The following is an 11,417-nucleotide window of genomic DNA, read 5'->3' as shown; positions in this document are numbered from 1 at the left end:
GATCAATGTTCTGCCTCCAATGCAGCACCCAGATAGGCTTCTTGTACTTTCGGATCGGCGCGCACCAGCTCTGGTGTGTTGGTCGCGATAATCTCACCGTAGACCAGCACGCTGATCCGGTCGGCCAGACCGAACACCACGCCCATGTCATGCTCGACCATAATGAGGGTCTTGCCCTCGGTCACCTTCATGATCAGGTCGGTGATATAGTCGGTCTCCGAGTGGCTCATCCCCGCTGTCGGCTCGTCGAGCATGATGACATCGGCACCGCCCGCGATGGTGATCCCGATCTCAAGCGCGCGTTGCTCCGCGTAGCTGAGCATACCTGCGGGCAGATCGCGACGGGCCAGCAGGTTGATCTGGTCAAGGATCGCATCGGCGCCCTCGGTCAGGGCGCGTTGGCGGCTGACCATATTCCAGAAGCTGTATTTATACCCCTGCGCCCACAGCAGCGCACAGCGGACATTTTCAAACACGCTCATCTTCGGGAAGATGTTGGTGATCTGGAACGAGCGGCTGAGCCCCTTGCGGTTGATCTGGAACGGCTCCAGCCCCGCGAGGTTTTCGCCGTGCAGCTTCACCGTCCCCGCCGTGGCGGGAAAGCGTGCGGTGATCAGGTTGAACAGCGTGGATTTACCCGCCCCGTTGGGGCCGATGATCGCGTGCCGCTCGGCCTTGCCGATGCTCAGGTCGATGCCGCGAATAATCTCGGCTTTGCCGAAACTTTTCTTGAGGCCGGTGAGTTCGAGTGCAGGTGTGCTCATGATGTGCCTCCCATTGTGTTCGCCTCGTCCCATGCGTCTTTCAGCGCGGGGGCGGTTACTTTTGCGATGCCGATGCCGACGATTGCGACGGCTGCCGCGATGATCCACGGCAGGATCGTGTGACTGTCAAAGGTGGTCCAGAACAGCGTCATCTCGTTGTCGCCTGTCGCACCGTGACGGAAGTGGAACGTCATCTCGATCAAGGCACACAGCCCAAGGATGCCGATGGCCGCAGGAATCAGCGTTTTGATGTAAGGCACAATCAGCATCTTCCATTTACCCAGCTTGATCGCGGGCACGTGCATCATAATCAGCCCCGCCAAACCGCCGGGGAAGAACATGACCGTCGCCACAAATAGCGAACCTGCGTAAAAGGCCCAAAGCTCTGTCTGGAGGCTCAGCACGGTTTGCACCAGCGTGAAGACAACCGCCCCGATGATCGGCCCGAAGAAGAAGCCCACGCCGCCCAGGAACGTCACCAGAAGGATGATGCCGGAGGATGCCGCGTTGAGGTTTTCCTCGGTCAGGATTTCGTAGTTGATGGCGAAAAGCCCGCCAGACACACCAGCAAAAAAGCCAGACGCCACAAAGCTATAGAAGCGAACCCAGCGCGCGGAGTAGCCAAGGAATTCGGCCCGCTCCGGGTTGTCGCGCACGGCGTTTGCCATGCGGCCCACGGGTGTGCGGCTCCATGCGTACATGAGAGCGGCGGAGATGATGACCCATGCAGCCGTGAGGTAGTAGACTTCGATCTGCTGCAAGAACTCGACCCCGAAGAACGGCTGCGCATAGGTACGGTCGCCCGAAATCCCTTCTTCGCCACCGAAAAAGGCAACGACGATAACAGAGCTGGCAGCGATCAACTCACCCACACCGAGCGAGATCATCGCAAAGACGGTCCCCGCAGAGCGGGTCGAGAAGGCACCGACAATCAGCGCCAGACCCATGCCGAACAGACCACCAAACAGCGGAAGGATCGGCAGCGGGATGGTCGCGAAGAAATCGGACATGTTCATCAGGTGCATACAGAAGAACCCGCCCACACCCGCATAAACAGCATGGCCAAAGGACAGCATGCCCCCCTGCCCCAGCAGCATGTTATAGGCCAGCGCAAAGATGATCGTGATCGACATCTGGTTCATGATCGTCAGCGCCGAGTTATTGGTAAAGATCATCGGCAGCAGCAGCATGGCGATACTGGCAATAATCCACGGCGCAAGCGTGATCGTCATAGAGCCGGCACGCATCCGCTGCGCAGGCTTTGTCGGGTCGGTTTTAAGCTGCTCGTTCATTGGGTGCGCTTTCCGAAAAGACCTGCGGGGCGGAAGATCAGGATCAGCACCATCAGGATGTAGGGGAGAATGTCGGCAATCTGCGGCGAGGTCAGGCTCCAGAAATCACGGAACATATTGTCGTCCATGTTCTCGGGCGTGGCGATGCCGATGGCATTCAGGATGCCTTCCATTTCGATATTATAGGATTTGGCAAAGGTCGTGATCCACCCGATCAACAGCGACGCAACAAGCGCCCCCCAAAGCGAGCCAAGCCCGCCAATCACGATGGTCACAAACACGATCGACCCTAGCACAAAGGCCATGCCCGGGAAGGTGCCCAGCACCGGCCCCGCGATCACACCTGCAACACCCGCCAGCGCCGTACCAACCCCGAACACACCCATAAAGATGAGCGGCACGTTGTGGCCCAATGCCTCAACCGTGCGCGGATAGCTGAGCGCGGCCTGAATGATCATGCCAACGCGGGTTTTCGTCAGGACGTAGAGAAGACCGATGAAGATACCCACAGAGATGAAAATCATAAAGATTTTGTACGCGGGGATCGAGTTGCCAGAGATGGCAAAGGCCGTGAAATTCAGAATATCCGGCACGTCATAAGGCATCTGGTTCTTGCCCCAGATGAATTGCACCAACTCTTCGATCAGCAAAGCAAGCCCGAAGGTAAAGATCAGCTCGGGCACGTGACCGTATTGGTGAACACGCCGCAGGCCGTACCGCTCTACTGCGGCACCTGCCACGCCGACGATCAAGGGCGCAATCAGCAACCCCATCCAGAATCCCAGCGCGATGCTGATGGAATAGGCGAAATATGCGCCAAGCATGTAAAAGCTGGCATGGGCGAAGTTGAGAACGCCCATCATCGAGAAAATAAGGGTTAGGCCGGCGGACAGCATAAACAGCAGCAGTCCTGTCACGAGCCCGTCGATCAGATTGACGAGAATGAGGTCCATTGGCCCCTCCGGTAGAGTTTTGGTGCAAAGGTAAAGTTACCCGTTCCCCAAGAGAGGGGAACGGGCAGGATGTCGTGCCGCTTAAGGGCGCTTCATCTCACAGGTTGACGCAGAGTCGGCCGAGGCCATCTCGACCTTCGCGATGGAAACAACACCGTACTCAGAGCCATCGTAGGGGAATGTAACACCCTCGTTTGTATGCTCGTTGATGTGCATGTCCTGGATCGCCTGGTGATCGTTTTCACGCATCATGATCTGACCGCCCCAGATGGTGTCATAGGTCATGCCTTCCAGCTCATAGGCGACTTTGACCACATCATCCGCAGTACCGGCCGCTTCGATGGCTTGTGCCAACATGCCGATGGTGTTGGAGATACGCGACTGGTCAATGTTGCCGTCAGGATACTTTTCCTTGAACGCATTGTAGTAGGCCGCCGCTTCGTCGCTGGCTGGCGGGTTGATCTGACCTTCGCTGACCAGACGGATCACGCCTTTGCCGCTTTCGCCGAATGCCGCCGTGATACCGGAGCCCGCAGCATAGTAGGTATAGATCGGGCCGGTATAGCCGTTCTCGACGATGGATTTACCAAGGCCCAGCATGTCCGCACCCCAGTTGCCTGTGATGACGGCCTGCGCGCCCGATGCAACGATCTTGCGTGAGTAAGGCGTGAAGTCTTTTACCTTACCGATCGGGTGCAGCTCGTCGCCGACGATCTCGATGTCGGGGCGCTTTTCACTCAGGAACTTGTTCGCGGCAGCGGAAACCGCCTTACCGAACGAATAGTCCTGACCGATGATGTAAACCTTCTTCAGGTCCTCATCTGCGGCCATCACGTCAGTCATTGCATCCATCTTGATGTCTGCGTTCGCGTCAAAGCGGAAGTGCCAGAAGTTGCATTTGTCGTTGGTCAGCGCCGGATCAACAGCCGCATAGTTCAAGAACAGCACGCGGCTGTCAGGGTTGCGGCGGTTATGCTTGTCCACCGCTTCGGTCAGCGCGTTTGCAACGCCCGAGGAGTTACCCTGAACGATGTAGCGCACGCCCTGGTCGATAGCGACCTGAAGCTGGATGAGAGATTCTTTGGGGCTGATCTTGTTGTCGAAACCCAGAACTTCGAACTCGGTCCCGCCCAGAACGCCGCCCTTCTGGTTGATCATATAGTCGGCGGCAAATTGAAACTGGTGCAGGCCGTTGGTGCCTGTGCTGGCGAAGGGGCCAGACAGCGGATCAATGAATGCGATCTTGATGTTTTCAGCAAATGCGGCGCTTGCGCCGATGACAAGTGACAGCGCAGAGACCGCACCGATTTTTGTAATATTCTTCATGTTGTTCCTCCCTAGGTGGCCCGTCGCTGTTTTGCGATCATTATCAAAAAGGGCCGTGCAAGCAGACTTACACACCCTCCCTGTAAGTCAAGCACTGTAAACGGAAACCGTGTCGGGTTTTTTGCGCAATGACGTAAGGGAACCTTGCAGAGTTCCGCTGAACTCTTGAAACAAGGCTCGCGCGGAAGTCACCTAACTTGTTGTAATATATATTAGATTATGAACGTCAAATAGAGCCGAAAAGCCTGATAGCCGCACAGCGGAACAGCTTTGATCCGTTATGTTCCGCGGTCAAAATGTGAAGAAATGCTGCCGGCTTTAGCATCCGCCCCCAGCCATCGGGACACCGCCGAATTCCGCTGAGCGGAACAAGCGCCCGCTAATTAATCACAGGCGCCGCGATTCTAGGCGGAGGCCTGTTCGTGCCGCAAGCTCAGCGCATCCGCGACCTTCATCAAGCGGTCGGCATAGACGCTTTCCAGCTGCTTGCGCTTTACCCGAAAAGCAGGGCCGCCCACGTTCAACCCATAAACCCGCCCGTCGTTCAGCGATTGCACGGGCACGGCGATGCCGTTCACGTCCGTGCGCCACTGTCCGTAGCCTGAGCAAAACCCGTTCGCCTTGTATTCCGCCAACGCGTCTTTGTACGCGGTGCGCGCCTCATCTTCGACCTGCGCCCCCTCGTCGCGGGCAAAGCCGAAAATCTGTTCGCAGCGTTCTTCGGGCGTCACGGCAAGGATCGCCTTGCCAATGGCGGAATGAAACAGCGGCATCCGCGATCCAACCCCCATGACCAGCGCGATCTGCTCGGTCGAGTTTTCGGTGGCAAGGTAGATAACTTCGGTCCTGTGCTGTTCGCCAAGAGCGCAACTGACAAAGGGGTTGGGGCCACCGACACGCAGCAAATTCATCTCGTGTTTGGCGCGGTCGCGGATGTCGATCGCCGCCAGCCGCGCCAAACCAAGGCGCAGCACACCCGCGCTGAGGCGATAGGTGCCGACGCGGCTGTCGGCCACCAGATAATCCAGTGCGCACAACGTGTGAGTCAGCCGCGAAATCGTCGCCTTGGGCAGGCCCGTGCGTTCGGAAAAATCGCTGTTGGTCAGGGTCAGATCATCACGGCGGAAGCAACGCAAAATCTCTAGCCCCCGCGCCAGCGCGGTGACAAAGTTGCGGTCTTTGCTTTCTGGATCCGTATCGAAGTCTTCCATGATCAACCTTGTTTAAGTGCATCAAGCCCGTGTTGCGCAAATACAGGAACGAACGCGCCGACCTTCATCGCCCGCTCGGGGTTAGAGGCGTTCCCGTCCAGCGCCCGTTTCAGCACGCCCTGAATAATTGCCGCCATGCGGAAGAAGGTAAAGCCCAGATAATAACCGAAGTTATCAATCTGCCCAAGGCCGCGCCGTTCGCAATAGGATTCGATAAAGGCGCGGTCGCTTGGCAGGCCCAACGCGGCGCGATCCAATCCGCCCATGCCGCGCCCTTCGGTTCCAGCGGGCAGTTGCCACTGCATGATGACGGCGGCCAGATCGGCAAAAGGATGCCCGATGGTCGACAGCTCCCAATCCAGAACAGCCAGACAATCGGTGCCCGTGCTGTGAAAAATCATGTTGTCAATGCGGTAGTCCCCGTGCACCAGCGTGCGCTGGCCATCGTCGTCGGGTTGCTCGGCCTTGAGCGCGTCCATCAAACGGTCCATCGCGGGTATCTTCGTTGTCTCGGAGGCGCGGTATTGCTTGGACCAACGCCCTACCTGTCGTTCGAAGTAATTCCCTTCGGGGCCGTAGTCGGCCAGCCCGACACTGTCGATGTCCACGCTGTGCAGCGCGGCCAGCACCTTGTTCATCTCCGCGATGATCGCCGTGCGGTCGGCTTTGGCGACATCGGGCATTTCGGGTTCGTTAAAATTGCGCCCCTGCACGTGGTCCATGATATAGAACATGGAGCCGATGACATCGTCATCCTCACACAGCAGGTGCATCTTCGAAACAGGAACATCCGTGCCTTGCAGCGCGCTTTGTACGCGGAACTCGCGATCCACCGCATGGGCGGATTTGAGAAGCACACCGGGCGGCTTGCGGCGCAGCACATAGGAATGCGACGGCGTTTTGAGCTGGAACGTCGGGTTCGACTGACCGCCCTGAAATTTGGTCACTTCCATCGGGCCTTCAAAGCCCGCCAGATGCCGGGACAAATAGGCCTGCACCGCTGCTTCATCGAGGGTCTGTGTATCCGTCATGGCAGTCTTCCTAGCTATAGCTCATCAAAGCGGCCCCTTGGGGCGTCGCGTAGTGGGGGGTGGCATTGAATTCGTTCAACGAAAACAAGCTACCTGAAAACACAAAGCGCGTCATGGCCGCATTTTTGATCTGGAGGTTAAGGTTCATCATATGCGCGGCCGGCGCGTGGAGGGAGGCCGCAGTCATCTGGCCGATCACACCGCCCGAGCTGACGATCAGCACGCGTTTGGCATCGGTATCTGTGGCGAAGGCACGGGCGGCTTCGACGCGGGCGGTGAAGGCGTCCCAAGTTTCGGCAGGGTTTTCGATCTCGCCGCGTTGCCATGCAAAAACGGTTTCGCGCAGAACGCGGAAATGCTGGCGGCGGTCGCCTGTGGCAAGTTCGGGTGCCGCATCTTTGAACCGCGCCTCAAGCAGGTTGGCAAAGTCGTATTCGTTCAGGCCCGCGTGGGTTTCAGGCGCGGGGGCGAACCCCATCTCGGACGCGGTATCGATTTGCCGGTTGAGCGTGCCTGTGATGACGCGGTCGGGCGTCCACTCCATCTGCCGCAGCCACGCGCCCGCGGCCCGCGCCTGGGCGCGCCCCAGATCGGACAGCACGTCATAGTTGTCTGCCCCAAAGGACGCTTGACCGTGACGCAGGACCAAAAGCTCAGCCATTGGTGGCGCATCCTGTCTGGCGTGGCGCGGGCTGCGCGGACGGGATTGAGTTTAAGGGCAAAATAAAGAAGGCGGCGGTGCGCCTTTTTCTCGGGCCTTTGCGCATCACGAGAACTCTGCCGCGAGCTTTTTGCCGGCGGCGGCGTATTCGTCTGCCATGCGGTCGATGATGCGGGCGGCGGGGCCAACGGATTTAATGGCGCCGATGCCTTGGCCCGACCCCCAGATGGTTTTCCACGCTTTGGGTTTTTCGCGGTCCCCGCCGAAGTTCATTGAGGACGCGTCGGCAGTGGGGAGGTTGTCGGGGTCCATGCCTGCGGCCTCGACCGAACCTTTGAGGTAGTTGCCCCAAACCCCTGTGAAGAGGGACGAATAGACGATGTCTTCGGCGCCTGAATCTACGATCATGTCCTTGTAGGCTTGGTCGGCGTTCGCCTCGTCCGTGGCGATAAACGGGGAGCCTGTATAGCCGAGGTCTGCGCCCATAGCCCGTGCGCCCAGCAGGCTTTCGCCCGTTGCGATCGAGCCCGACAAAGCGACGGGGCCATCGTACCATTCGCGGATTTCGCGGACGAGGGCAAAGGGCGATTGCTGGCCTGCGTGGCCGCCAGCCCCTGCCGCCACCGCGACGAGGCCGTCTGCGCCTTTTTCAACGGCTTTTTTCGCGAATTTGTTGTTGATGATGTCGTGCAGGACGATGCCTCCGCAGCTGTGCGCGGCCTCGTTCACTTCTACACGTGCGCCGAGCGACGTGATCCAGACGGGGACTTCGTGCTTCACACAAATCTCCAGATCGCGGTCTAGGCGGGTGTTGGAGCGGTGCACGATCTGGTTAACCGCATAGGGCGCAGCAGGCGTGTCGGGGTTGGCCTGGTTGTGGCGGTCCAGCTCTTCCTTGATCTCGGTCAACCATGTGTCGAGAAGCGGATGTTCGCCTTCGCCTTCGCGGGCGTTCAGCGCGGGAAACGAGCCGATGATGCCCGCCTTGCATTGGGCGATGACAAGTTTCGGCACCGAAATGATAAACAGAGGCGAGGCAATCAGCGGGATGCGCAGACCTTGCAGAGCCTTGGGCAGGTGGGAATCGTCGCGGGCCATGGTGGCGCCTCCTGTTGTCATGTTGATTGTCAAAGGGCGGGCGAACCCGCCCCTTTTGTTTGCAAAGCGCATCAGTACCCCCCAAGCGAAGAGCGCTCGGAGAGTAGCGATGAGCGCATGTGTCTTACAGAACCTCGAAGAGGCCCGCAGCACCCATGCCGCCACCGACACACATGGTGCAGACAACGTATTTCGCGCCGCGGCGCTTGCCCTCGATCAGCGCGTGGCCAACCATCCGTGCGCCCGACATGCCGTAGGGGTGACCGATAGAGATCGCGCCGCCATTGACGTTCAGCAACTCGTCCGGAATGCCCAGAACGTCACGCGACTGGATCACCTGCACGGCGAAGGCCTCGTTCAGCTCCCACAGACCGATGTCGTCCATCGTCAGGCCATGCGCCTCAAGCAGCTTGGGCACGGCATAGATCGGGCCGATGCCCATCTCGTCCGGCTCACAGCCTGCGGCCATCACGCCAACATAGCGGCCCAGCGGTTGCAGGCCCATCTGTTCGGCCTTCTTGGCCTCCATCACAACAGTCGCCGACGCCCCATCGCTGAGCTGCGATGCGTTGCCCGCGGTGATGAACTTGCCTTCGGCGATGTGAATGCCGTCTTTGTGCACGGGCTGAAGACCTGCAAGGCTTTCGGCCGTTGTGCCGGGGCGGTTGCCCTCGTCCTTTTCCAGCGTGACTTCGTGCTCGGAGATTTCTTTGGTCTCCTTGTTCATCACCATCATCTTGGTGGTCATCGGCACGATCTCGTCGTCGAACTTGCCTGCCTCTTGGGCGAGGTGCGTGTTCTCTTGGGAACGGGCTGCGTATTCGTCCTGACGCTCGCGGCTGACGTTATAGCGCTCGGCCACGGTCTCGGCTGTTTCCAGCATGGACATGTAGATCTCGGGCTTGTTCTGTTTGAGCCACGGATCCGCCTTCACGCGCATCTCGGGCGTTTGCACCATCGAGATGCTTTCCGAGCCGCCGCCGATCACGACATCCATACCGTCCATCACAACCTGCTTTGCAGCCGTTGCAATCGCCATCATGCCACTGGCACATTGACGGTCCAGCGACATGCCCGCGACAGTGACGGGCAGACCCGCGCGGATCGCCGCCTGACGCGCAATGTTGCCGCCCGAATGGCCCTGCTGCAGCGCGCTGCCCCAGACGACATCGGCGATTTGTGCAGGATCAATCCCTGCGCGCTTCACCGCATGCTCAATCGCATGGGCGCTCAGCGCTTGGGGTGTCGTGTTGTTGAACGCACCGCGATAGGCTTTGCCGATCGGGGTACGGGCCGTGGATACGATTACTGCGTCACGCATAGTTCTTCTCCTAAGTTACCAGTCGAGCTTCAGGCCTTTGGCCTTGGCTGCATTGAGGGCGTATTTCTTGGTCTGGCCGAAAGCATCGCCCAGTTGCTGTTGGTCTGTGTCGTCGCGGATTTGGTCGAACTGCGCGGCAACGGCTTCGGGCGTGTTATCGTCGCCCATCAGCGTGATGCCTTGCGTCTCATAGACCCGTGTTTCGGCATAGCTGCCTGCACCTGCGCCAAGGATCACCTGGGACGGCGCGTCCTCGCTCACCAGATAGAGCAAGCCGGGGGTGATGGTCTCCGGGGCCAGCATCTCTTGCGCCTCGGGGGGAAGCAAGTCGGCGGTCATGCGGGTGGCGGCCGTGGGCGCCAGCGTGTTCACGCGGATGTTGTCGCGTGCGCCTTCCATGTGCAGCACGTTCATCAGCCCCAGCATCGCAGCCTTCGCCGCGCCATAGTTGGACTGCCCGAAGTTTCCGTACAGACCCGAGGCCGACGAGGTCAGCACAACACGCCCGTATTTCTGCGCCCGCATATGCGGCCAGCACGCGTGGGCGACATTGGCCGACCCGATAAGGTGAACATCGACAACCTTGCGAAAGGCCGACATCTCCATCTTGGCAAATGTTTTGTCCATCAGGATGCCCGCATTGTTCACCGCAATGTCCACACGGCCCCAGGCATCAATGGCCTGCGCCACCATATCCTGAACCGCCGCTTCGTCCGAGACATCGGCGCCATGCGCGATTGCTTCGCCGCCCATCGCCTTGATCTCTTCCACCACGCTGAGCGCGGCCTCGGAAGAAGCGCCGGTCCCGTCACGCGACACACCCAGATCGTTCACAACGACCTTCGCCCCGCGGGCTGCAAGCCCCAGCGCGTGCGAGCGGCCAAGGCCGATCCCCGCCCCCGTGACAATCGCCACGCGGTCTTTGAAAGAAATGCTCATCAGTGTAGCGCCTGTTCAAAAATGTTGGGGCCTGAGATGACGTTGATGCCGCCCGAAACAGGGATGACCGCGCCCGTGATGAACGCGCCACCGCGCCCGCACAGGAACAACATGCACCCGCCGATGTCTTCGTCACGGCCCACGCGCCCGATCGGCACGTCTTTGCCAACCTTTTCGCGCATGTCGGTGTCATGGGTCGCAAAGGCGGTCATCCGGCTGACAAAGGGACCTGGGGCCAGCGCGTTCACGGTGATCGCTTTGCCCGCCAGCTCTTTGCCCAAAATCTTGGTCATGTGATGCACGGCGGCTTTGGACATGGAATAGGAGTATGCGCCATCGCCCATCTCCCGCTCGCCCATGACCGAGCCTACATTGATCACCCGCGCAGGGTCATCGACCGTACCGCTCTCGCTCAGCATCGGGAGCAGCTTTTGCGTCAGGTCGAACATGCCCGCCACGTTCACGTCCATCACCTTGGACCACGCGCTGAACGGAAACGCGCCCAAAGGTGCGCCCCATGTGATGCCCGCGTTGTTCATCAGAATATCCAAGCGGTCCGTGTGGGATTTCACGGCCTCGACCAGCGCATCTACGCCCGCTTCGGTGCCGACATCGCCGGCAAAGCCTACGACCTTGCCGCTGGCCCCCAGCGCATTCAGCTCTTTCGCAACGGCCTCGCAGGCGTCGCCCTTGCGGCTGGCGATCAGGACCGTGGCCCCTGCCCGCACCAGGCTTTCGGCGGCCATGCGGCCAATGCCAGTGGCCCCGCCTGTCACAAGGGCAACCTTACCTTCCAGTCCGAATAGCGTTTGAATATCCAT

The 11,417-nt window shown here is 59.6% G+C and carries 11 protein-coding genes; all 11 read right to left on the bottom strand.

Translation table 11 applies throughout. From position 1 onward, the window contains the following. Positions 1 to 2: 2 nt before the first annotated feature. Entirely contained in the window at positions 3 to 764 is a 762-nt protein-coding gene (locus ABMC88_RS18185) for an ABC transporter ATP-binding protein (RefSeq protein WP_349578309.1), read from the bottom strand. Further along, positions 761 to 2,056, bottom strand: coding sequence for a branched-chain amino acid ABC transporter permease (locus ABMC88_RS18180; protein ID WP_349578308.1), 1,296 nt, complete (start codon positions 2,054 to 2,056; stop codon positions 761 to 763). The genes ABMC88_RS18185 and ABMC88_RS18180 overlap by 4 nt, the downstream gene beginning before the upstream one ends. Then, entirely contained in the window at positions 2,053 to 3,009 is a 957-nt protein-coding gene (locus ABMC88_RS18175; protein WP_349578307.1) for a branched-chain amino acid ABC transporter permease, read from the bottom strand. Before ABMC88_RS18175 ends, ABMC88_RS18180 begins: the two co-directional genes overlap by 4 nt. Positions 3,010 to 3,090: 81 nt before the next feature. Continuing rightward, positions 3,091 to 4,335 carry a branched-chain amino acid ABC transporter substrate-binding protein gene (locus ABMC88_RS18170; protein ID WP_349578306.1) on the bottom strand — a complete coding sequence of 415 codons (1,245 nt, stop codon included), beginning with the start codon at positions 4,333 to 4,335 and terminating at the stop codon, positions 3,091 to 3,093. Positions 4,336 to 4,739: 404 nt separating this feature from the next. Further along, positions 4,740 to 5,546 carry an IclR family transcriptional regulator gene (locus ABMC88_RS18165; protein ID WP_349578305.1) on the bottom strand — a complete coding sequence of 269 codons (807 nt, stop codon included), beginning with the start codon at positions 5,544 to 5,546 and terminating at the stop codon, positions 4,740 to 4,742. A gap of 2 nt (positions 5,547 to 5,548) precedes the next feature. Beyond that, the gene (locus ABMC88_RS18160) at positions 5,549 to 6,577 is read right to left on the bottom strand and encodes a phosphotransferase family protein (protein ID WP_349578304.1); all 1,029 of its coding nucleotides are present in this window, start codon (positions 6,575 to 6,577) and stop codon (positions 5,549 to 5,551) included. Positions 6,578 to 6,587: 10 nt separating this feature from the next. Then, positions 6,588 to 7,238: a histidine phosphatase family protein gene (locus ABMC88_RS18155; RefSeq protein ID WP_349578303.1), complete on the bottom strand. Its 651-nt coding sequence runs from the start codon at positions 7,236 to 7,238 to the stop codon at positions 6,588 to 6,590. Positions 7,239 to 7,343: 105 nt separating this feature from the next. Next, positions 7,344 to 8,336 (bottom strand): NAD(P)H-dependent flavin oxidoreductase, encoded by a 993-nt coding sequence (locus ABMC88_RS18150; RefSeq protein ID WP_349578302.1) that lies wholly within the window; start codon positions 8,334 to 8,336, stop codon positions 7,344 to 7,346. A 124-nt stretch (positions 8,337 to 8,460) separates the two neighbouring features. Then, positions 8,461 to 9,657, bottom strand: coding sequence for an acetyl-CoA C-acyltransferase (locus tag ABMC88_RS18145; RefSeq protein ID WP_349578301.1), 1,197 nt, complete (start codon positions 9,655 to 9,657; stop codon positions 8,461 to 8,463). A gap of 15 nt (positions 9,658 to 9,672) precedes the next feature. Then, complete coding sequence (locus tag ABMC88_RS18140) at positions 9,673 to 10,596, bottom strand: SDR family NAD(P)-dependent oxidoreductase (protein ID WP_349578300.1); 924 nt, start codon at positions 10,594 to 10,596, stop codon at positions 9,673 to 9,675. Next, positions 10,596 to 11,417 carry an SDR family oxidoreductase gene (locus ABMC88_RS18135; protein WP_349578299.1) on the bottom strand — a complete coding sequence of 274 codons (822 nt, stop codon included), beginning with the start codon at positions 11,415 to 11,417 and terminating at the stop codon, positions 10,596 to 10,598. Before ABMC88_RS18135 ends, ABMC88_RS18140 begins: the two co-directional genes overlap by 1 nt.

The sequence above is a fragment of the Sulfitobacter aquimarinus genome (assembly GCF_040149565.1).
Lineage (GTDB): Bacteria > Pseudomonadota > Alphaproteobacteria > Rhodobacterales > Rhodobacteraceae > Sulfitobacter > Sulfitobacter aquimarinus.
The sequence above is the reverse complement of the archived record's forward strand: the minus strand, read 5'-3'. Positions and strand labels throughout refer to the sequence as shown.

Bases quoted from the DNA above. Each gene is read 5' to 3' on its own strand.
- ABMC88_RS18185 (WP_349578309.1), bottom strand. From the start codon at position 764: ATGAGCACACCTGCACTCGAACTCACCGGCCTCAAGAAAAGTTTCGGC.
- ABMC88_RS18180 (WP_349578308.1), bottom strand. From the start codon at position 2,056: ATGAACGAGCAGCTTAAAACCGACCCGACAAAGCCTGCGCAGCGGATG.
- ABMC88_RS18175 (WP_349578307.1), bottom strand. From the start codon at position 3,009: ATGGACCTCATTCTCGTCAATCTGATCGACGGGCTCGTGACAGGACTG.
- ABMC88_RS18170 (WP_349578306.1), bottom strand. From the start codon at position 4,335: ATGAAGAATATTACAAAAATCGGTGCGGTCTCTGCGCTGTCACTTGTC.
- ABMC88_RS18165 (WP_349578305.1), bottom strand. From the start codon at position 5,546: ATGGAAGACTTCGATACGGATCCAGAAAGCAAAGACCGCAACTTTGTC.
- ABMC88_RS18160 (WP_349578304.1), bottom strand. From the start codon at position 6,577: ATGACGGATACACAGACCCTCGATGAAGCAGCGGTGCAGGCCTATTTG.
- ABMC88_RS18155 (WP_349578303.1), bottom strand. From the start codon at position 7,238: ATGGCTGAGCTTTTGGTCCTGCGTCACGGTCAAGCGTCCTTTGGGGCA.
- ABMC88_RS18150 (WP_349578302.1), bottom strand. From the start codon at position 8,336: ATGGCCCGCGACGATTCCCACCTGCCCAAGGCTCTGCAAGGTCTGCGC.
- ABMC88_RS18145 (WP_349578301.1), bottom strand. From the start codon at position 9,657: ATGCGTGACGCAGTAATCGTATCCACGGCCCGTACCCCGATCGGCAAA.
- ABMC88_RS18140 (WP_349578300.1), bottom strand. From the start codon at position 10,596: ATGAGCATTTCTTTCAAAGACCGCGTGGCGATTGTCACGGGGGCGGGG.
- ABMC88_RS18135 (WP_349578299.1), bottom strand. From the start codon at position 11,417: ATGGATATTCAAACGCTATTCGGACTGGAAGGTAAGGTTGCCCTTGTG.